Genomic DNA, 18,939 nt, shown 5'->3' with positions numbered 1-18,939 from the left:
GGCCGGATCCCGGTGGATCATCACAGGTCGGTGGCGATGATCTTCTCGATGTTCCGCTCGGCGAGGGCGGTGATGGTGACGAAGGGGTTCACGCTGGTGTTGCCCGGGATGAGCGAGCCGTCGATGGCGTAGAGGCCGGGGTGGCCGTGCAGCCGGCCGTAGTTGTCGGTGGCCTTGTTCAGGACGGCGCCGCCGAGCGGGTGGTAGGTGAGGTGGTCGCCCCAGATCTTGTAGGAGCCGAAGAGGTCGGTCCGGTAGATCGTCCCCTCCTTGCTGTTGATCTTGTCGAAGATCGACTTCGCCATGTCAATGCTGGCCTGCTTCCAGGCGGTCTGCCAGTTGAGGTCGACCCGTCCGGCGGAGCCGTTCCACGAGAACTCGGCCCGGTGCGGGGTGTTGGTGATCGACAGGTAGAACGAGGCGTACGTCTCGATCCCGGTCGGCAGGGGCGCGACCTCGGCGAACGCGCCGCCGGCGTCCCAGTTGTCGATGCCGCCCGTCGGCATGCCCGACTGGAGGCTGCCGGTCGGGTCCCACAGGTGGTTGGCGCGGCCGACCATGACGTTGCCGTTGTCGCCCCAGCCCTTCCCGATCTCGCCGTTCAGGTTGGGCAGCGCGCCGGTCGCCTTGAGCTTGACCAGAAGCTTGCTGGTGCCGACGCTGCCGGCGGCGAAGAACACCCGCGCGGCGGTCACCGTCTTGGTCGCCACGACGTTCCCGCTCGTGTCGATCTGTTCGATGGCGACCGTGTACCCGCCGCCGGACGCGGGCGACACCGACGTCACCCGGTGCTGCGCCGAGATGGCGACCCGGCCCGTGGCCTTGGCCTGCGCCAGGTAGGTCTTCTGGAGTGACTTCTTCCCGTAGTTGTTGCCGTAGAGGATCTCGGCGTTGAGCGCCGACTGCGGCACGGCGCCGGCGGCCTCCTGCTTCATGTAGTTGAAGTCGTAGACGTTCGGGACGTAGACGAACTCGAACCCCGAGCGCTGGGCGTGCTTCCGCCCGACCCGCGCGTACTGGTAGCAGTCGGTGGTGTCGAACCACGCCCGGTCGATCTCGTTGACGCCCAGCCCGGAGTTGGCGCGCGGGTAGTAGACGTTGTACATCTCGTCGGCGTTCACGGAGGGCAGGATGGCGCTGAACCGCGACCGCTTCGGCGTGACCGCCATCCCGCCGTTGACGAGGGAGCCGCCGCCGACGCCCCGGCCCTGGTAGACGAGGATGCCGCCGAAGTCCTCGGCGTCCAGGATCCCGGTGTACTTCGGGACGTCCTTGTCGATCGGGAAGCCGAGGAAGTTGCTGAGCGGCTGCTTGGTCCGCGTCCGGAGCCAGTAGGCGCGGTAGTCGGGAGACCTCATGCCCGAGAAGATCTTGCCGTCCGAGCCCGGGGTGTCCCAGGTCATGCCCATCTCGACCATGTGGACGTCGACGCCCGCCTGGGCGAGGCGCAGCGCGGCGACCGAGCCGCCGTACCCGGTGCCGACGACCAGGACGGGGACGCGGGCGCCGTTGGGGATGGGCGCCGGGACGGGGGCCGCCGAGGCGCCGGTCCGGCCGAGCATACCCAGCCCGACGATAGAACCAGTTCCAACGATGAAGCCGCGGCGGGACACGCTAAGGGACGGGGTGGAGTCACGCATGTGACCTCCCTCACTCGTGAGATTAGAACGTGTTCTATATCGAAATATGAGGCGCGTCACGAGCTGACCGAAACTTTCTCGTGTCCACATGTGGACTACCAAGTGCTTGCTTGGCAGCTGGTACATTCCGCGCATGATCTCCGTGGTCGTCTGGGGTACCGGCAACATGGGACGGCTGGCCGTCCGCTCCGTCGAGGCGCATCCGGCGCTCCGGCTGACCGGCGTGATCGTCCACGATCCCGCCAAGGTGGGGCGGGACGCGGGCGACCTCGCCGGCCTCGGCCGCGACCTCGGCATCGCGGCCACCGCCGACGCCGGGGCCGTGCTCGCCGCCCGCCCGCAGGCCGTCGTCTACGCCGCGTCGGGCGACGTCCGGCCCGACGACGCGCTCGCCGACGTCCTCAGGGCGATCCGCGCGGGGGCGGTCGTCGTCACCCCAGCCCTCTACGCCCTCTACGACCAGCGCGGGGCGCCGCCCGAGACGCGCGCGGAGGTGCTGGACGCGATCGCCGAGGGCGGCGGCTCCCTGTTCGCCTCCGGAGTCGACCCGGGGTGGGGCAACGACGTCCTGCCGCTGCTGGTCAGCGGCCTCGGCGGCACGATCGACGTGGTCCGCTGCCAGGAGATCTTCGACTACTCGACCTACGACCAGCCCGACTCCGTCCGGTACCTGGTCGGCATGGGCCAGCCGATGGACTACGAGCCACCGATGCTCGCCGCGACCATCCCGACCATGGTGTGGGGCGGCCAGGTCCGGCTGATGGCCCGCGCGCTCGGCGCCGAGCTGGACGAGATCCGCGAGACCGTGGACCGCCGCCCGCTCGACGCCACGATCACCACCGCGTCCATGGGCGAGTTCGAGAAGGGAACGCAGGGAGCGGTGCGCTTCGAGGTCCAGGGCATCGTGGCGGGCGAGCCCCGCATCGTCGTCGAGCACGTCACGCGCATCCACCCGTCGTGCGCGCCGGACTGGCCGATGCCCCCGGACGGCGACGGCGCGCACCGCGTGGTCATCGAGGGCGTCCCGCGCATCGAGGTCACGGTCGAGGCAACCGACGAGCACGGCAACCGCGCCGCCGGAGGGAACGCCACGGCGGCCGGGCGCCTGGTGAACGCCATCGACTGGCTCGTGGACGCCGAACCGGGCCTCTACGACGCGCTCGACGTTCCCGTCCGTCCCGCCGTGGGCAAACTCGGCAGGACGGCGCCATGAGAGGCGTCAGCAGAAGGGCAGGCCCGTGAACATCGAGATCCCCGAGGGCAAGGACCCGATCCAGTACGTGTGGGGCGAGATGGTGCCGGGCATCGGCCCCGCCGCCTCGAACCTCTCCCTCGCCGTCTACGCGCACACCACGCTCGGGCTCCGCGAGTTCGAGGCCGCCCGGCTGCGCGTCGCCCAGCTCAACGGCTGCCTGTTCTGCCTCGACTGGCGGACGGAGCGCGACGGCGAGAAGGTCGAGGAGGGGTTCGCCGACGCGGTGACCGAATGGCGCACCACGGGCGCCTTCGACGACCGCACCCGCCTCGCCGCCGAGTACGCCGAGCGCTACATCCTCGACCACCACGGCCTGGACGAGGAGTTCTGGACCCGGATGTCCGACTGCTACACCCAGGCGGAGATCGTGGAGCTGAGCATGTGCATCGGCTCGTGGCTGGCCTTCGGCCGCCTCAACCGCGTCCTCGGCCTCGACGCGATGTGCGTCCTGCCGCACTCCTGACGCGGAGGCGGGCCCGGCGCCACCCCGCGCCGGGCCCGGTACGCGGGACAACCGCAGAACCCCTTCGGACCCAGGCATCAGCGAACCACGACCCCACGCGTTAAGTCAACTATTCCGACTGTCTTAGTAGGTATTGCACGTGAGGGCGCGTGACGCCGTCACACGAGCGCCCGTCAGCCGTCTCCCTCGCCCTGCTGGTCCTCATCGATGTGGGTCAGCTTGTCGGGGTTGGTGACGGCGTAGACGCCGCGGACGCGGTGGCCGTCCGCGTCCAGGTCGAGGACCATGACGGCGAACGGCGCGTCCTGGTCGAACAGCACCGCGGACGGGTCGCCGTTGACGGTGCGGTAGACGACGTCCAGATCCATGGGCCTCCGGGCGGCCGTCCCGGCGATGGCGCGCGCCACCTTGCCGGCTCCCTGGATGGGACGCAGCGCCGCCGTGGCCCTGGACTTGCCGCCGCCGTCCGTCCACAGCGTCACATCCGGCGCGAGGATCTCCATCAGCGCCTCCAGGTCGGCGCCGAGGGCGGCCTGCAGGAACCGCTCCGTCGCCTGCCGCTGCACCTTCGGGTCGGCCTGGTAGCGCGGGCGGCGGGCGTGCACGTGCTCCCGGGCGCGGTGCGCGAGCTGCCTGATCGCCGCCGGGCTGCGGTCGAGGATCGGCGCTATCTCGGTGTGGGCGTAGCCGAAGACCTCGTGCAGGACGAACACCGCCCGTTCCAGCGGCGTGAGCGTCTCCAGGACGACCAGCAGCGCCATCGAGACCGCCTCGGTGCGCTCGGCGGCGTCGTCCACGTCGGCGCGCGCCACCAGCGGCTCGGGCAGCCACGGCCCCACGTACGTCTCGCGCCGGCGGCTGATCGCGGCCTGCCGCGACAGCGCCGTGTTGACCGCGATCCGCACGAGGTAGGCGCGCGGATTCTCGACCTCGCCCGCGGCGCCGCCGCGCGACGCCCACGCCAGCCACGCGTCCTGCAGGACGTCCTCGGTGTCGGTGACGCTTCCGAGCATGTTGTACACCACCGAGAACAGCAGCTCCCGATGATCGGCGAACACCCGCGTGGCGGTGTCGTCCGCGACGCCTTCGGACATGGCTCGACCTCCTGTGCGCTCCCCCCTCAGAGCGAGACCGGACCCCCGATCGTGACATCCGCGACCGGAATGTGACCTGGACCTCATTCGCGTCCCGCCGCGTCACACACCCGCCCTCCGATCCGCTCATGGGTCGCGGAACGAATCAGCCAGGGGACCCTGGCGCCCCGCGCCCGGCGCGGGCCCACCGACCGGAGACCTCCCATGACCGAATCCCCTCCGTCCTTCCTCGCGACGGGACGCGGCAAGCTCACCCTGACCCTGCTGTGCGCCATCGCGTTCCTGGACTTCATCGACGCCTCGATCGTCAACGTGGCGCTGCCCGCGATCCGCGCCGACCTGGACTTCTCCGTCCAGGACCTGCAGTGGGTGCCGTCCGGCTACCTGCTGACCTACGGCGGGTTCATGCTGCTCGGCGGACGGCTCGCCGACCTGCTCGGACGCCGCCGGATCGTGGTCGCGGGCACCGCGCTGTTCTCGCTGTCCTCGGTCGCGGGCGGGCTCGCCGCCACGTCCGGGACGCTCATCGCGGCGCGGCTCGCCCAGGGCGCGGGCGCGGCGCTGATGCTGCCGGGCACGCTGTCGATCCTGACGACCACCTTCAAGGAGGGCGGCGACCGCGGGAAGGCGCTCGGCGTGTGGGGCGGCGTCGGCGGCGGCGCCTCGGCGGCCGGGGTCCTGTTCGGGGGGCTGCTCACCGACGGGCCCGGCTGGCGCTGGGTGATGCTCGTGAACGTCCCGGTCTGCGCGATCGTCATCGCCGGGCTGTTCCTGCTCGTCGAGGGCGACCGGCGCACCGCCCGGCTCGCCGGCTTCGACGCGCTCGGCACCGTCCTCGTCACCGGCGGCATGCTGCTTCTGGTGTTCACCCTGGTCAAGGCCCCGGAGGTCGGCTGGGACGCGGGCCGCACGATCGGCGGTCTCGCCGGAGCCGCCGCGCTCCTGGCGGCGTTCCTGCTCAACGAGCAGCGCAGCCGCGACCCGCTGCTGCCACTGTCGATCTTCCGGATCCGGGGGCTGGCCGCCGCGGACGTCACCCAGCTCGTCGCGGTCGCCGGGTTCCTGTCGATGTTCTTCTTCCTCAGCCTGTACATGGTGAACGTCCTCGGCTACTCGCCGCTGGAGACCGGTTCGGCCTACCTGCCGCTCTGCGCGGGCGTGGCGGTCGCCGCGGGAGCGTCCGCCCCGCTCATCGGACGCGCCGGGACCCGCCCGGTGATGATCGCCGGGCTGCTGCTCGCGGCCGCCGGCACCTACCTGCTGTCGCGCATCCCGGTGGACGGCCACTACCTCGCCGACCTGCTGCCCGGCCTGATGGTCACCTCGTTCGGGCTCGGCTTCACGTTCGTGGCCGTCACCACCGCGGCCAACGCCAACGTCCCGCCGGACCGGGCCGGGCTCGCGGCGGCGCTGCTCAACGCCTCCCAGCAGATCGGCGGCGCCCTCGGCCTGGCGATCTTCTCCGCGGTCGCCACCGCCCGCACCGACGACCTGCTGGCCGACCGCAGGCCCGTGCCCGAGGCGCTCACCGGCGGGTTCTCCCGGGCGCTGCTGGCCGGCTCCCTCTTCCTGGCCGCCGCGGCCGTCGTCGCCCTCCGCGCCGCCAACAGCCGAGGGGAGGCGTCCGCGGCGGAGCCGGAGAAGAAGGCCGGCCCCGTCCCCGTCACCTAGAGGCGATGTCCTTCGCGCCGGGGACGCGGATCAGTGTCGCCCCGAACAGGACGATGAGGCCGGACATGGCCAGGGCGAACTGGGACGGCGACAGACCGAGCGGCGACACGCCGGCCTTCCGCAGAAGGTCGGACGCGGCCCCGGCGAGCAGCGCGGCCAGCGCCAGGCCGAACCGGAGGACGGCGTGGAAGGCGGTGAGGGCGAGGTTCCGGTTGACGCCGCTCAGCGCCTCCTGCAGGTAGGTGATCCCGCCGACCAGGGCACTGGTCGCCGCCGCGCCGAACAGCACGGCCCCGATGAACGCCCACGTCACCGTCCCCAGCAGCGCCATCATGAAGATCACCACGCCCTGCACGGCCGTCCCGACCCGGATCTGCACCTCCAGGTTCCGCACCTTGCGGTGAATGATCAGCAGCCCGACGAGCGCGCCCACCCCGAACAGCACCACCAGCGTCCCGAACTCCAGCGGCCCCGCGGTCAGGACGTTCCGCACGAACACCACGCCCAGCGAGAACAGCGCGCCCAGCCCGAGCGAGACCACCGCCACGCCCGGCAGGACGCCGCGCACCACGGGCAGCCGCAGGGCCGCGAGGAGTCCGCGGGGCGACGCCTCCTGCTCGCTCCGCTCCACCTCCAGCCGCTCGGCCGGCCCCGGACCGAGATCGGGGATCGAGCGGATGGCGAGGTAGCAGGCGAGGTACGTCAGGGCGTCCAGCCAGAACACCACCAGGTAGCGCAGATGGGTGCCGAGGCCGATGTGCTGCGAGAAGTAGAGGATCAGCCCGAACGCCCCCGCGCCCACCGGGATCATCCCGTACGAGGTCGCCATCGTGATCCCGTTGGCGATCTCCAGCGTGCCGGTGTCGTGCCGGTTCTCCTCGTCCTCGATGAGGAACGGGATGGACGCGTCCCGGGCCGGCAGGAAGATCAGGCCCGCCACCTCGATCATGAAGGCCCAGAAGTACACCCACGCCAGCCACGGCACGATCGGCAGCGCCAGCGCCATGCCCGTCTGGACCAGGGTCGACCACATCAGCACGCTCCGCCGCCGCCAGCGCGTCACCACCCGCGCCGCCACCGGCGCGCCCAGCGCGGACGGGAGCAGCCGCAGCACCAGGACGCCCCCGACCGCCGTCGTGGAGTCGCTGAGCTCCAGCACGAAGTACATCAGCGCCAGCGTGCCCATCCAGTCGCCGAACGAGGACACCGTCTGGCCGATGATGAGCCGCCGGAAGTCGCGCTTGTTCAGCTGCTCCCTGAGTCCCATGCGGGCTCCATCCCCGGTGTGTCGTGCTTCGGCGGCGCGTCGAGGACGGAGCCCTTCAGCAGGGCGGCGAGCCGCCCCGCGGCGGCGTCCCAGCTCCACCGCTCGCACGTCCACCGCCGTCCGGCCGCCCCCATCGCGGCGGCGCGCGCGGGGGAGCCGAGCATGCGGTGCAGGGCCAGGGCGATCTCGTCCGGCCCGGTGGCGTCGACCAGGACCCCCGTCCGGCCGTCGATCAGGGACTCGGGGCTGCCGCCCGACCGGCCCACCACCACGGGCAGCCCCGACGCGGACGCCTCCAGCACCGACAGGCCCAGCCCCTCGGTCTGAAGCCCCGCCCGGTCGTCGCGGCACGGCAGCGCGAACACGTCGGCGGCCGCGTAGTAGCGCGGCAGCTCCGCCGCGGGAACGGGCCCGGCCACCGTGACCGTCCCGGGCGCCTCCCGGTCCGCCATCTCGGTGAGCCTGCGCCGCATCGGACCGTCCCCGACGATCACCAGCCGCGCGTCGGGGCACCGGCGCACCACGTCCCCCCACGCGCGGACCAGCATGTCGTGCCCCTTGCGCCGGACGAGCCGCGCGACGCTGAGCACCACCGGCCCGCCGCCGAGGCCGTGCCGGCGGCGGACCGCCGTCCCGTCCAGCCCCGGCCGGAACCGCACGGTGTCCACGGCCCCGGCGAGCCGCGCCAGCCGCGTCCGGTCGCCGACGGCGTCCCGCAGCTCCGGCAGCGTCGTCGTGCTGAGATGGGTGAGGACGTCGAACGACCGCGCCGCCGCCCGCAGCGCCGCCCGCGTCGGGGGAGCCCGGAACCACCCCAGCTCCTGCCCGTGCGCGGACCCGACCAGCCACCGCACCCCGGCCGCCCGCACCAGCGGCGCGTACATCCCGAACGGCGCCGCCGCCGTGATCCACCCCGCCTCGACCCGGTGCCGCACCACGAGCCGCCGCAGCCCCCGGAACAGCAGGTACCCGCGCCGCCGGACGACGGGGAACCCGAGCTCGGCGTCGAACTCCGCGGCCCCGGGCCAGGCGGGCGCCACGACGAGCAGCCGGTCTTCGGGCAGCCGGCGAGTCAACTCCCACGTGAACGTCTGCACACCGCCGGGCTCCGGTGGAAAGTGCCCGGTCAGCACCAACGTCCGCGGTATCTCCATGCGTCCACGATTTCCCGCCCAGACGCCCCCCAACCAATCCACCAGGCCACGAGCCGATATGTCCCTCCCAAAGCACCAGCACAAGTCGACCCGAACCGATCAAAAGCAAAAAGAAAGGATGGTGTAAGGAACACGGAGCAAATGCAACGGTAAACAAGTGACAAGTCGACGAAGAGCGGCCGGCGCCGCGCGAGGAGAGACCAGGCCAGCATGCTCGCGCCTCCTGAGACCGCCCTCCTCGCTGGACACGTGCCCGCGAGCTGTCGGGTGTGCGATGAGTCCATCCGGCAGCGTTGATCTCGCGAGGTCGACGATGAGGCGGTGGTGAGGGTGTCCGAGCCGCGGCATCGAAACAGGAGAACGACTCACTGATCAACGAAGCGTGCAATCCCTGAGCATTCACGCTTTCATAGACGACGGTGTGACCGGCCGAAGGCCCCGCTCGGCATCGGCCACCCAGGCTCGCATGGGGTCGACGCGGGCCGGTGTGGGTTCGTCTTGTGGAAGGGGCGCAGCGTGGGCTTGGAGCATCCCACCAGGACCGATGCCAAGGTCGAGGACACCGACCGGCCCAAGCCGTCCGACAAGCCTCCCGGGCCCCCACCGGACAACCCTGGCGCTCCCGGCTACCCGTCCCGCCGAGAAAGCCTCGCCCGCGCCCGCGAACCCGCACCGCAAGAGAGCGACACCCAACAGCCAGCGATCAAAGACAGCGGCGCCAAGGGGACGGAAGCACGCGCCAAGCTTGCCCCCACCGGTGACGAGAAGGACAGGCCGACCGGTCCCGAGACCCCCGATCGGGAAGACGATGCAGCCGAACAGGACGTAGAAGCAGACAACTCCAAGCCCGCCGAACAACCCGAGCAGGCCGAGCGGGACGAGCAGGCCGAGCGGGACGAGCAGGCCGAGCGGGACGAGCAGGCCGAGCAGGCCGAGCAGGCCGAGCACGACGAGCACGACGAGCACGACGAGCAGGCCGAGCAGGCCGAGCAGGCCGAGCGGGACGAGGGCAGAGGGGACGACGAGCGCACCGAGGGTGGGGAAGGCGCCGAAAGCGAGCAGCCTGACACGGGGCTGGGCAGCGACGACTCGCAGGGCGAGAGTGACGGCAAGCCCACTGACGCGCAAACCGAGAGAGTTGGCGAGAAGGCCGAGACGCATGACGACCCCGCTTCCTCAAAACGGCCGCACACCCTGCCGGCCGACAACCCAGGCTCCCCAGATCAGCCGTCCCGCCGAGAAAGCCTCGCCCGCGCCCGCGAAGACGCTCTGCAAGAGCGCGGGACACCAGGAACCGAAACTACGGACACCGGTGGTCAGCAACCCGCGGAACCCGCCGTCGAGCCCATGCCGCCATCACCGGAGAACGGCGGCTCGAAGAGCGAGCGTCCGCAGGAGCAGGACTCAAGGCTTCAGCAGGACCAGAATCCAGGCACCGGTGAACCACCGCCCGCCTCCGGAACGGGGAACGAGGACGCGCGCGACTTGGGGGCAGGTCTCGCTCGGGAGTCCGCGAATCAGCCGGAAGACGTGCCCGGCAATGACCTGGGTGCGCGGCCGATCAGCGAGCTGGACGGTGTAGCGGCCCCCAGGGGCTCCGATCAGGTGACAGACGACCCGAAGGGAAAGATCGCCGGGGAAGAAGAACCAGCCTCCGATAACGGACGTGTCGTCGACTACGACGAGGAAGTCGTCCTCCAACGCGGGATATCGGACCGGCTAAAGCAGTTTGCCGCCAAATTGGACCGAAGCGGCAAGCCAGAGGAGTTGAAGGGTACGGTAGATCGCCCGGACTCTCAGGACCCTTGGGAAAACCCGAAGAACATTCCCGATCGCTATGGTACGCCGCTGGATCGTGCTGACGGTACCCGGGTTCCACTGTTCTCCGATCAACTCACCCGGGAGCAGGCGGAACAGGGAGTGCTTGGGGACTGCGGGATCATAGCCACCCTTGGGGCAGTCGCTGAGAAATACCCCGAAGCCATCCGGAACAGCGTGATCGAACTTGGTGACGGCAGCTATGAAGTCCGCCTTCACGATACTGAGTACTCGAAGTCCAGGCAGCGTTACGAGCCGACCGGACGGTCTATAAAGCTCACGGTGACGCCTGAACTGCCGATCAAAGACAGAGATCCCAGTAGACCCGCATTCGCTGCGTTGACGGCAACGAATGTGGCATGGGCGCCTGTTCTGGAGAAGGCGATAGCCGGGCTGGATCAAACGTGGAGCACTGAACGCAAGGAGAGGGTCAACCGCATCTGGAAAGCGCAAGGCAAGCCTGGGGATGCGCCTACTGGTTATGTGCGGTTGAATCAGGGGAGCAGTTCTGAACATCGGGCCGAACTTCTCACACAGCTCACGGGCCGTCCCGCCAGAACGGTAGATTTTCCCACCGGCTATGATGGTCAAGGGCGAAGCGCTGATCGTCGGCTCCAGGACGAAATCGCTGATCATCTCTCCGAGGGCAGGCCTGTGCTGGTGGGAACCCGCGAGCTGAAGGAGAACGAGTTGCTTCTGCCGAAGAAGCTCGTTGCCGGCCACGTCTACGAGGTCACCAAGGTTGACGATCAGGGGAACTTCCACCTGCGTAACCCCTGGAGAGACAAAGAGCCCCTCCCGCTGACGGTCAAAGAGTTCAAGGCTTGCATTTGGCCGCCCTACACCACAATGGAGTGACGATGGCGATCGAGGAAATCGGCCTGAAGCAGGGTACGCAGACCTACATCGAGAACGAGATGAAAATCGGTCTGGTCGGTGCGCGCAAGGGGACTGAGGACCGCCCTCCAGAGATTGCTCTGTTCGTCAAGGACGATAGCGAGCGCGACTTGATCCTCCGTCCTGGAGACACCTTTCTCATCGGGAACCAGACCTGGAGGCTGGAGCGAGTCGAAGAGGCTGGCTGGGACAAGCTCGGCGCCGTTTTCGCCAGGATTGAATAGCGCTTTCAGGTGGCGGGTTCCTGTCGCCGGGTTGGTGTGCGCGGCTGGTGAGGTGGCCTTCTGGTGGGGGTCTGGGTGGGGACGCGTGTGAGTCCTCCCAGGGTGATTGCTGGGAGGACTCATCTCGTTGCCGTGCTGGTCGGTGTTATTGGGGTGCTGCCGGTTTTGTGGTGGAGGCGGCTGCGACGGCTGTAGCGAGTGGGTCTCGGATGGGGCGGCCGAGGACGTGGGCGAGGTCGGGGCTGGTGCCGTCGAGGAAGCCGTGCCGGATGCTTGTCGCGATCGAGACGAGCATGGGCGGCTGGAACGGCAGCAAGCCCAGCATCTCGTTCAGGAGTAGGCGCCGGTAATCGTCCAGGCCGATGGCGCGGTAGGGGACTCCGAGTCGTTCGGCCACCTGCGCTGTCGTGATCGGCGTGCCGGTCAGGTCGTAGGTGCGCCCGCTGTGCCGTGCCGGATCCTCAGCGATGATCGCCGCGGCCTCGGCGAGGTCCGCGCGGGAGACCGCGGCCAGAGCACCGTCGCCGAACGCGGACTCCACCCCGTCGTCGGCCCACATCAGCAGACCGCCGAAGAGTTCGGCATACAGGCCGTTGCGCAGGATCGTCCACGGCAGGCCGCAGGCGCGCACGAGCCTTTCGGTTGCGCGGTGCGCCAGTGCGAAAGCGAGGTGGTCGCCGGCGCCGGTCAGGCTCGTGTAGATGACGTGCCGGACGCCGTCACGGACGGCGGCGTCGAGGACGGCCTTGTGGCGCCCGATGACCTGGTCGTCCTCGGCATAGCCGGCGGAGATCAGCACCAGGGTCGATATGCCGGCCAGGTCCATGCCGGTGGGGTCGTCGAAATCGAGGCGCCGCATCCCGTCTTTGGGCGTGCGGCTGCCGCCTGTCGCGCTCGCGCCGCGGGCGTTGAGCGCCGCGAGCGTCGCCGAGCCGAGGTTCCCGCTCGCTCCGGTCACCAAGATCATGTCAGTCCCCGACTTCCGTAGTGGTTCTCTTCGGTAACTACGCTTGATCTTGATTTGCCCGCGCGTCGGCCACAAGGAGGCAGTCTCATGTCACCCACGCACACCGGGGTAACCGCCGCATCGGCGGCCCTCGATCCCTGCGGGCGGGCGGACCACCCGGACTGCGGGATCCGCGATGTCCTGGACCGCATCGGGGACAAGTGGTCGGTACTGGTGGTCGTTGAACTCGCGGGCGGGCCGCGGCGCTTCCGGGAGCTCCAGCGCGCGATCGACGGCATCTCCCAGCGCATGCTCACCCTCACGGTGCGCAGGCTGGAGCGCGACGGACTCGTCCTCCGCACCGTGTACCCGACCGTCCCGGCCCAGGTCGACTACCGCCTGACGGAGACTGGGACCAGTCTGACCCACCTGGTCAAAGCACTCGCCGACTGGTCCCTCACTCATCGCGACGTCATCGCTGAGGCGCGGCACCGGTACGACCAGACCAACCCCGGCCACGACATCCGGTAACGGGGACCGCAGATGCCGGGCGGTGCGCTTGGCGCTACGCCCCTAATGAGCTGAAAATGGGAGGGCCTCGGCGGTGCACTAGGGGCAGAATCGGATCCATGACGAACGTGGCCGACCGGCAGATTCCCGAGTACCTCGACTTTGTCGGGCCCGGGTGGCGCGACATCCTGATGCGGACCCACGCCGAACTCCTCGCTGTGCTGCCGAACTACCAGGTGGCCCAGGTCAAGGAGAAGTACGGGATGCTGGACGTCAACCTGGGCGGGTACGTCGACCCCGTCACTGGGGAGTTGGGCATCGACCGGGAACTCGGCAGCCGGGTCAGTGCGATTCTCGGGGCCGCCCGGGAAGAGTCGCGTCGCACCTGCGAGGTGTGCGGCGAGCCGGGCAGTGAGACCGGCCAGGCGTGGATCAAGACGCTCTGCCCCGACCACGCCCGGCGAACCTAGTACGCCAGTTGGAGTGCGCCGCGAAATTACAGGGTGTAAGCGAGGGTGAGCACCTGGAATTCACGTTCCATGGCCTGGCCGGAGATGCCGGCCAGGCCTCCGGTTCCGGAGTTGGGGACGATGCTGCCGTGGCTGCTTTGCTCGTCCCCGTCGGCGAGCCCGAAATGCTGGATGACGAACGTGCCCTGTCGCCCGTCGAGCGTCCCCTCGATCCGCTCGGACGCCACGTAACCGCCGCCCGCCTCTCCCTGGGCGGTCAACACCTCCGCGACGCCCGTACCGTCGATCACGCCCTGGTACCGCTTGCGGATCGTGACCCGGGTCATCTTGGGCCCCTCGGAAGGTTCCTCGTACACGCTCTCGTCGAAGTCGGTGATCTCGAACTTGGCCTCGACGGTGCGCTGTTCCTGCTGCTCGGTCATGGCGCCGAAGACTAGCCTGCGCCTCTCGAAGCGCCTTCAACCCCCGAGACCTTGTGTGCCCCGTGGGTCGTCTCGCTGCCGCTCGGCCGATTCGGGCGGTCAGGTGATCCGGACGGCTTCCAGCACTTCGTCGGCGTTCAGGGCGTGGGCGGTGCCCTGCCAGCATTCGAACGGGCCGTAGTTGCCTCGGTCGAGGATGCATTCCCAGGACTTCTCGATCTCGTTCCGCAGGTCGGTGGGCCACTCCCGGATCGGGGTGTCGCGCATACCTGTCGCGCGGAGGCGGGCGTCGAACTCGTCGTACGTCTCCTCCCAGCGGGCGAACGCGTCGTCCTCGGACTCGCCAGGGCGCCTCGGCATCCCCAGGCCCCTGTTCAGGACCAGATGCCACTCGTCGAAGTGGGAGAGGAGCACCCGGTCGCGCGGGACCCGGCAGGTGAGCAGCACCTGGCCGCGCGAGTGGCGACAGGCTTCGACCAGATGCTTGCGATGGGTGCGTGCCCAGAACCACAGTGCGCCGTCTCCGCTGGTCGGTAGGCGGGCCGCCATCATGCGGTAGATCCAGGCGTAGGCGTCCGCGAACGCTTCCTCAGCCAGTTTCGGGTCCGGCCTCAGTGTGCCCGTCGTGAGCAGGGTCTCCAACGCCTCGACCGGTTGGACGGTGTGAAGCAGCAGCCGCTCCGCGTCGAGGTCGTAGCCCATCCGACCGGCGGGCACGGCCTGTTCAGGCTTGGCATTCCGAACTGGAAAGGGGGCCACGCCGTCATCATGACGGCTTCGACGGGCAGAAGGCGGCCTCCACGGCCTTGCCCGCGTCGAACTCCACGGCGCTGGGCTTGGCGCTCAGGGTGAGCGACATCGCGAACTGGCGGCGGCCGTCTTCTGAGTAGAAGGTCAAGGCGATGGAGCCGGGGGCCAGCCCGCCCACGATGTAGAAATCGTCGACGCAACTGGTGCGGCGCTTGCCCTGGAGGCGCGAGTCGCCGGGCAGCCGGTCGGTCAGGACTCGCTGGAGTTCCGGCGGCAGCAGCCTGCCCTGGTTGAACGCCCGTTGGAAGACGCTGACGTCGTGCGCGGTGGAGACCACCCCTCCGGCCCCGCCGGTGTAGCCGGCGTTGAACCGGTCCACGTCGCGCAGCCTCCCCTCGGCGTCGGGGTAGTAGCCGTGGCCGTGCGGCCCCACGACGCCGTCCGGCGGCGCGACCATGAGGTAGGTCTTGGTCATCCCGAGCGGGCCGAACAGGTGATCGTGCAGCTCGGTGCCCAGGTCGTGGCCGGTCGCCCTTTCGATGATCATGCCGAGGAGGGTGTAGTTGGTGTTGGAGTAGGTCCACTTCTCGCCCGGTTCCCCGGTCCGGGGCCGGGCGCGGCTCCACCTCACCAGATCGAGCGGCTGGTAGGGGGTCGTGAAGTCGAACACGTCGAACGCGGGGTCGTCTCCCTCGCTCCCGTCCGGCTTCGGCTTTCCGGCGTACCAGTCGGGGATGCCGGAGGTGTGCCGGATCATCTGCCGGACCGTGATCTCGTCGGCCCGCTCCACCAGATCCTTCTCCGCCACCTCCGGCAGCAGGTCGCCGAGCTTGTCGTCCACGCCCAGCCGGCCCTCCTCGACCAGTTGCAGCACCACGGTGGCCACCATCTGCTTGGTCTGCGACCAGATCCGGAAGCGGGCGTTCGCCGGAATCTGTCCGCCCTCTCCGTCCAGCAGGCGCGAGCCCCCGCTGCCCTGCCCGACGGCCTTCCCGTCGAGGTAGGCCCCGCCGACAGCCCCCACGACCCCGGGAGTCCCGGCCAGTTCCTCCATCGCCTTCTGCACGTTCCCGGCCTGCGCCGGGGCGGCGGTGGCGGGCGCGGCCTGTGCCGCCATCGTCATGGCGAGACCGGCGGCGAGACCGGCCTTCAGCAGCGGGCGGACGTTCTTGTGCGACACCACGCGTTTCCTTTTCGTGTTCGCCTTCCGAAGCCGGGGAAAACGGCCCCCGGCACGAACCGCTGTGGTCCGTGCCCCCACCGAAGACGAAGGACTGTTGCGGCGGCGTATGCGCTTTTCGATACGCCCGCGATAGGCCGACAAGGCTGAGGCTGAGGGTTTCTCGGTCGCTGGGAGTAGGTCTCTCGCCTCATGCGCGCCTTGAGTCTGCTGGCTAAGGTCGGCGCTCATGCGGACCACGGGCATAGTCGGCCGCCAGGTGGCGGAACGTAGGCGCGACACCCTGGAGCGGCTCGTCAGCGAGCGGGATGTGTGGGTGTCGACGGCACACCCTGATCACGGCCCGCACCAGGTGCCGCTGTGGTTCATGTGGGACGGCGAAGCGGTGTGGATGTGCACCGGTGCCGGTTCCGCGACTGCTCGGAACGTCCGCGAGGAGCCCCGCGTGCGGCTAGGGCTGCCGGACACCTTCGACGTGGTGCTCCTCCAGGGCGAGGCAGAGTGCTTCCCGGACCGGGACGTGCCCGAAGACGCGGCGGAGGCCTTCACCGCCAAATTCGGATGGGACCCGCGCGCGGAGAAGGACCCCTATCTGTATGTGCGCGTAGTGCCGAAGGTCGTGCGCGCCTGGCGCGGCGAGCCGGAGCTGCGCGGCCGAGTCATCATGCGCGACGGGGCCTGGCTGGAATAGCGGCCCCCGAGCTACTGGACGATGACGGTGGTCTGGGCGGCCTGCTTGTCGTCCGTCCAGCCGTCGTGGCCGGCCTTGGACTGCCAGTGCTTGCCCGCGTAGCGGACCTCGGTCAGGCCGTAGGCCTGGGCGTGGGTGACGGCCCAGCTCGCGACGGCCCAGCCCGAGCGGGGGTTCGTGACCTGGATCGAGTTCCACGACTTCGGGTCGGACGGGGAGCCCGCCTTGAGGGGGCCGGGGCCGCCGACCTTCAGGCGGCTGCCGAAGGCGCGGCGCATCTCCAGGAGCGCCTCGGGGCGGCGGGACGTCGTCTTCTTGTCGGGCGGGTACCAGCAGCGGGCCGTGGCGGGCTCGCGGCCGGTGAAGGCGGTCGCGAGGAGCTTGCCGTCGGGCTCGTGCTGGGCGTAGGCGCGGCCGTCGGCGCTGCGCTGCACCTTCTGCGCCGCGTCGTGCAGGTCGCGGTCGAGGTAGTCCTTGACCTTGACGAGGGCGTCGAAGAACTTGCTGGTGGCCTGGACGGGGTCGCGAAGCTTGTCCGGCGTCCCCCAGCCCTGGGACGGGCGCTGCTGGAACATGCCCACCGAGTCGCGGTCGCCGTTCGGCAGGTTGTGGATGTGCGACTCCTGGATCGCGGTCGCGTAGGCGATCACCACGGCGCGTTCGGGGAGCTGCTTGCGGAACGCGACGGCGGCGATGGTGGCGGCGTTCGCGCCCTGCTCCAGGTCGAGCGGCATCTTGCCGAGGCTCGTGCGCACCTCGCAGCCGGACCCGTGCAGGTACGGGCGCATCCGCTGGAACGCCACGTAGCCGCCCACGCCCGCCAGCAGCACGACGACGCACAGGACCGCGGCCCAGCGGACGCCGCGCCGGCGGCGCCCGCCGCTCGCCCCCTCATCGGGGCGCGCCTTCAACCTCGCCCAAACAGCCACGCGAAGACAGTACTGGGAGATGGCCACCAGTAAGCTCAGGAGGCATGACCGAAACGTTCACCAGCCCGATCTCCGGCGGCATCGACGAGTTGTGGGAGCGGCGCGCCGAGCTGACGCCGGACGACGCCGAGGCCCGAGCGGCCATCGTGGCCGCCGTCGACCAGCTCGACGCGGGGGAGGCCCGCGTCGCCCGGATCGATCCCGCGACCGACGAGGTCGTCGTCGACGAGCGGGCCAAGCGGGCGATCCTGCTGAGCTTCAAGGTCCTCGGCATGGCGCGCTCGCAGGTGGGCGACTTCCGGTACCACGACCGCATCCCGCTGAAGACGCGGCTGGACGGCGTGCGCGTCGTGCCGGGCGCCATCGCGCGGTGGGGCGCCCACCTGGCGCCGGGCGTGGTGCTGATGCCGTCGTTCACCAACATCGGCGCCTACGTCGACTCCGGGACGATGGTCGACACGTGGGCCACCGTGGGGTCGTGCGCGCAGGTCGGCAAGAACGTCCACCTGTCGGGCGGCGTCGGCATCGGCGGCGTGCTGGAGCCCCCGAACGCCAAGCCGGTGGTCATCGAGGACGAGGCGATGATCGGCAGCCGGTCCATGATCGTCGAGGGCGCGCGGGTGGGGCGCGGCGCCGTCGTCGGGTCGGGGACGAACCTGTCGGCGTCCATGCCGGTCATCGACGTGGAGACGGGCGAGGAGATCAGCCGCGGGCGCATCCCCGACTGGTGCGTCGCGGTCGGCGGCACCCGCTACAAGGAGTTCAAGGGAGGCACGTTCGGGCTCCCGGCGGTGCTGATCCTCAAGCGGCTGGAGGAGGGGCAGCGCCACGACAAGGCGTCCCTCAACGACATCCTCCGCGACCACGGCATCAACACCTGAGCGGGAACTCGGCGACGTCGAGGGGGCGGTCGGTGAGGACGGCGGCCGAGGCGGCGTAGCCGGGGCCCGCGTCCAGGTCGGCGAGGCGGACGGGCGAGACGGCCGCCTCGCCCTCCCAGCCCAGCACCTCGGGGGGCTCGTCCGGGCCGGACACGTGGATGGCGGTCATCGGCGCGGCCAGGCCGTGGCCGGTGGCCTTCAGAAGGGCCTCCTTCCGGCTCCAGTAGACGTGAAAACCGCGCTTCCGGTCGGTCATGGCCTTCAGCGCCTCCGATTCGGCGGCGGTGAGGACCATCCGGGAGAGGCCGTCGATGTCGCGGTCGCTCTCCTGCTCCACGTCCGCCCCGACCTCGGCGCCCTCGACGACGACGAGCAGGACGCGGTCCCCCGAGTGGGAGAGCGAGAAGTCCAGGCCGCTGCCGGGCAGGCGCGGCTTGCCGTGCGCGTCGCCGCACAGGCGGCAGTCGGTGGTGAAGCGCAGGTCGCGCGGGGCCCGGCCGGTGGCCTCGGCGAGGACCGTGCGCGCGAGGAACCGCCCGGTGACGAACCGGGCCTTGTCCTCGGCGCGCATGAACCGGTCGTAGCGGGCGCGCTCCCCGTCGTCGAGGAGGTCGCGCATCCGGGGGTCGTCGGCGGGACGCGCCCAATGGACGGCGCACTCCAGTACGGGCATCTCC

General features: G+C 70.1%; 19 protein-coding genes. 9 read left to right on the top strand and 10 right to left on the bottom strand.

What is annotated here, in order from left to right; all coding sequences use genetic code 11:
* Positions 1-20: 20 nt before the first annotated feature.
* Positions 21-1,562 (bottom strand): GMC oxidoreductase, encoded by a 1,542-nt coding sequence (locus tag AB0C87_RS01950; protein WP_360576061.1) that lies wholly within the window; start codon positions 1,560-1,562, stop codon positions 21-23.
* 211 nt (positions 1,563-1,773) lie between these two features.
* Here AB0C87_RS01950 and AB0C87_RS01945 point away from each other — a divergent pair, with 211 nt between their 5' ends.
* Together AB0C87_RS01945 and AB0C87_RS01940 are read left to right on the top strand one after the other, a co-directional pair.
* On the top strand, positions 1,774-2,853 hold the full coding sequence (locus AB0C87_RS01945; RefSeq protein ID WP_360576059.1) for a dihydrodipicolinate reductase: 1,080 nt from the start codon (positions 1,774-1,776) through the stop codon (positions 2,851-2,853).
* A gap of 25 nt (positions 2,854-2,878) precedes the next feature.
* The gene (locus AB0C87_RS01940) at positions 2,879-3,358 is read left to right on the top strand and encodes a carboxymuconolactone decarboxylase family protein (RefSeq protein ID WP_360576057.1); all 480 of its coding nucleotides are present in this window, start codon (positions 2,879-2,881) and stop codon (positions 3,356-3,358) included.
* 173 nt (positions 3,359-3,531) lie between these two features.
* On the opposite strand, the gene sigJ is transcribed toward AB0C87_RS01940, so the two are convergent.
* The gene (gene sigJ, locus AB0C87_RS01935; RefSeq protein ID WP_360576055.1) at positions 3,532-4,452 is read right to left on the bottom strand and encodes an RNA polymerase sigma factor SigJ; all 921 of its coding nucleotides are present in this window, start codon (positions 4,450-4,452) and stop codon (positions 3,532-3,534) included.
* Positions 4,453-4,656: 204 nt separating this feature from the next.
* On the opposite strand from sigJ, the gene AB0C87_RS01930 reads away from it, so the two are divergent.
* Complete coding sequence (locus tag AB0C87_RS01930; RefSeq protein WP_360348415.1) at positions 4,657-6,123, top strand: MFS transporter; 1,467 nt, start codon at positions 4,657-4,659, stop codon at positions 6,121-6,123.
* On the opposite strand, the gene AB0C87_RS01925 is transcribed toward AB0C87_RS01930, so the two are convergent.
* Both AB0C87_RS01925 and AB0C87_RS01920 read right to left on the bottom strand, forming a co-directional pair.
* Positions 6,116-7,390, bottom strand: coding sequence for an MFS transporter (locus AB0C87_RS01925; RefSeq protein WP_360348418.1), 1,275 nt, complete (start codon positions 7,388-7,390; stop codon positions 6,116-6,118). The genes AB0C87_RS01930 and AB0C87_RS01925 overlap by 8 nt on opposite strands.
* A complete protein-coding gene (locus AB0C87_RS01920) occupies positions 7,369-8,544 on the bottom strand; it encodes a glycosyltransferase family 4 protein (RefSeq protein ID WP_345179954.1) in 1,176 nt (391 codons plus the stop codon). Before AB0C87_RS01920 ends, AB0C87_RS01925 begins: the two co-directional genes overlap by 22 nt.
* 516 nt (positions 8,545-9,060) lie before the next feature.
* Here AB0C87_RS01920 and AB0C87_RS01915 point away from each other — a divergent pair.
* Both AB0C87_RS01915 and AB0C87_RS01910 read left to right on the top strand, forming a co-directional pair.
* A complete protein-coding gene (locus AB0C87_RS01915) occupies positions 9,061-11,220 on the top strand; it encodes a hypothetical protein (protein WP_360576053.1) in 2,160 nt (719 codons plus the stop codon).
* 2 nt (positions 11,221-11,222) lie between these two features.
* Positions 11,223-11,483: a DUF6406 domain-containing protein gene (locus AB0C87_RS01910; RefSeq protein ID WP_345179959.1), complete on the top strand. Its 261-nt coding sequence runs from the start codon at positions 11,223-11,225 to the stop codon at positions 11,481-11,483.
* A gap of 145 nt (positions 11,484-11,628) precedes the next feature.
* Here AB0C87_RS01910 and AB0C87_RS01905 read toward each other — a convergent pair whose 3' ends face one another.
* Positions 11,629-12,450, bottom strand: a complete 822-nt coding sequence (locus AB0C87_RS01905; protein WP_345179960.1) for an NAD(P)H-binding protein — start codon at positions 12,448-12,450, stop codon at positions 11,629-11,631.
* Positions 12,451-12,537: 87 nt separating this feature from the next.
* Here AB0C87_RS01905 and AB0C87_RS01900 point away from each other — a divergent pair, with 87 nt between their 5' ends.
* On the top strand, positions 12,538-12,960 hold the full coding sequence (locus tag AB0C87_RS01900) for a helix-turn-helix domain-containing protein (protein ID WP_345179963.1): 423 nt from the start codon (positions 12,538-12,540) through the stop codon (positions 12,958-12,960).
* 98 nt (positions 12,961-13,058) lie between these two features.
* Positions 13,059-13,409: a hypothetical protein gene (locus AB0C87_RS01895; RefSeq protein ID WP_345179964.1), complete on the top strand. Its 351-nt coding sequence runs from the start codon at positions 13,059-13,061 to the stop codon at positions 13,407-13,409.
* Between the two features lie 26 nt (positions 13,410-13,435).
* Here the strand turns inward: AB0C87_RS01895 and AB0C87_RS01890 are convergent, their stop codons facing one another.
* From AB0C87_RS01890 to AB0C87_RS01880, 3 genes are all read right to left on the bottom strand, one after another.
* Positions 13,436-13,831 carry a DUF3224 domain-containing protein gene (locus AB0C87_RS01890; protein WP_345179966.1) on the bottom strand — a complete coding sequence of 132 codons (396 nt, stop codon included), beginning with the start codon at positions 13,829-13,831 and terminating at the stop codon, positions 13,436-13,438.
* Between the two features lie 99 nt (positions 13,832-13,930).
* Positions 13,931-14,548: a DUF3841 domain-containing protein gene (locus AB0C87_RS01885; RefSeq protein ID WP_345179968.1), complete on the bottom strand. Its 618-nt coding sequence runs from the start codon at positions 14,546-14,548 to the stop codon at positions 13,931-13,933.
* A 49-nt stretch (positions 14,549-14,597) separates the two neighbouring features.
* A complete protein-coding gene (locus AB0C87_RS01880) occupies positions 14,598-15,761 on the bottom strand; it encodes a serine hydrolase domain-containing protein (RefSeq protein ID WP_345179971.1) in 1,164 nt (387 codons plus the stop codon).
* Positions 15,762-15,990: 229 nt separating this feature from the next.
* Between AB0C87_RS01880 and AB0C87_RS01875 the strand changes: the two genes are divergently transcribed.
* Positions 15,991-16,452, top strand: coding sequence for a pyridoxamine 5'-phosphate oxidase family protein (locus AB0C87_RS01875; protein WP_345179973.1), 462 nt, complete (start codon positions 15,991-15,993; stop codon positions 16,450-16,452).
* 11 nt (positions 16,453-16,463) lie between these two features.
* Here the strand turns inward: AB0C87_RS01875 and AB0C87_RS01870 are convergent, their stop codons facing one another.
* Positions 16,464-17,381: a hypothetical protein gene (locus tag AB0C87_RS01870; protein ID WP_345179976.1), complete on the bottom strand. Its 918-nt coding sequence runs from the start codon at positions 17,379-17,381 to the stop codon at positions 16,464-16,466.
* A 44-nt stretch (positions 17,382-17,425) separates the two neighbouring features.
* On the opposite strand from AB0C87_RS01870, the gene AB0C87_RS01865 reads away from it, so the two are divergent.
* Positions 17,426-18,262 carry a 2,3,4,5-tetrahydropyridine-2,6-dicarboxylate N-succinyltransferase gene (locus AB0C87_RS01865; RefSeq protein WP_345179977.1) on the top strand — a complete coding sequence of 279 codons (837 nt, stop codon included), beginning with the start codon at positions 17,426-17,428 and terminating at the stop codon, positions 18,260-18,262.
* Here the strand turns inward: AB0C87_RS01865 and AB0C87_RS01860 are convergent.
* On the bottom strand, positions 18,252-18,935 hold the full coding sequence (locus AB0C87_RS01860) for a 4'-phosphopantetheinyl transferase superfamily protein (RefSeq protein ID WP_360576256.1): 684 nt from the start codon (positions 18,933-18,935) through the stop codon (positions 18,252-18,254). The genes AB0C87_RS01865 and AB0C87_RS01860 overlap by 11 nt on opposite strands.
* Positions 18,936-18,939 lie beyond the last annotated feature (4 nt).

The sequence above is a fragment of the Actinomadura sp. NPDC048021 genome, from assembly GCF_040653135.1.
Classification (GTDB): Bacteria; Actinomycetota; Actinomycetes; order Streptosporangiales; family Streptosporangiaceae; genus Spirillospora; species Spirillospora verrucosospora.
This window is presented reverse-complemented; position numbering and strand designations above follow the sequence as displayed.

Excerpts from the sequence above, each read along its gene's own strand:
- AB0C87_RS01950 (WP_360576061.1), bottom strand. The coding sequence starts at position 1,562 with ATGCTCGGCCGGACCGGCGCCTCGGCGGCCCCCGTCCCGGCGCCCATC.
- AB0C87_RS01945 (WP_360576059.1), top strand. The coding sequence starts at position 1,774 with ATGATCTCCGTGGTCGTCTGGGGTACCGGCAACATGGGACGGCTGGCC.
- sigJ (WP_360576055.1), bottom strand. The coding sequence starts at position 4,452 with ATGTCCGAAGGCGTCGCGGACGACACCGCCACGCGGGTGTTCGCCGAT.
- AB0C87_RS01930 (WP_360348415.1), top strand. The coding sequence starts at position 4,657 with ATGACCGAATCCCCTCCGTCCTTCCTCGCGACGGGACGCGGCAAGCTC.
- AB0C87_RS01925 (WP_360348418.1), bottom strand. The coding sequence starts at position 7,390 with ATGGGACTCAGGGAGCAGCTGAACAAGCGCGACTTCCGGCGGCTCATC.
- AB0C87_RS01920 (WP_345179954.1), bottom strand. The coding sequence starts at position 8,544 with ATGGAGATACCGCGGACGTTGGTGCTGACCGGGCACTTTCCACCGGAG.
- AB0C87_RS01910 (WP_345179959.1), top strand. The coding sequence starts at position 11,223 with ATGGCGATCGAGGAAATCGGCCTGAAGCAGGGTACGCAGACCTACATC.
- AB0C87_RS01905 (WP_345179960.1), bottom strand. The coding sequence starts at position 12,450 with ATGATCTTGGTGACCGGAGCGAGCGGGAACCTCGGCTCGGCGACGCTC.
- AB0C87_RS01900 (WP_345179963.1), top strand. The coding sequence starts at position 12,538 with ATGTCACCCACGCACACCGGGGTAACCGCCGCATCGGCGGCCCTCGAT.
- AB0C87_RS01895 (WP_345179964.1), top strand. The coding sequence starts at position 13,059 with ATGACGAACGTGGCCGACCGGCAGATTCCCGAGTACCTCGACTTTGTC.
- AB0C87_RS01890 (WP_345179966.1), bottom strand. The coding sequence starts at position 13,831 with ATGACCGAGCAGCAGGAACAGCGCACCGTCGAGGCCAAGTTCGAGATC.
- AB0C87_RS01875 (WP_345179973.1), top strand. The coding sequence starts at position 15,991 with ATGCGGACCACGGGCATAGTCGGCCGCCAGGTGGCGGAACGTAGGCGC.
- AB0C87_RS01865 (WP_345179977.1), top strand. The coding sequence starts at position 17,426 with ATGACCGAAACGTTCACCAGCCCGATCTCCGGCGGCATCGACGAGTTG.
- AB0C87_RS01860 (WP_360576256.1), bottom strand. The coding sequence starts at position 18,935 with ATGCCCGTACTGGAGTGCGCCGTCCATTGGGCGCGTCCCGCCGACGAC.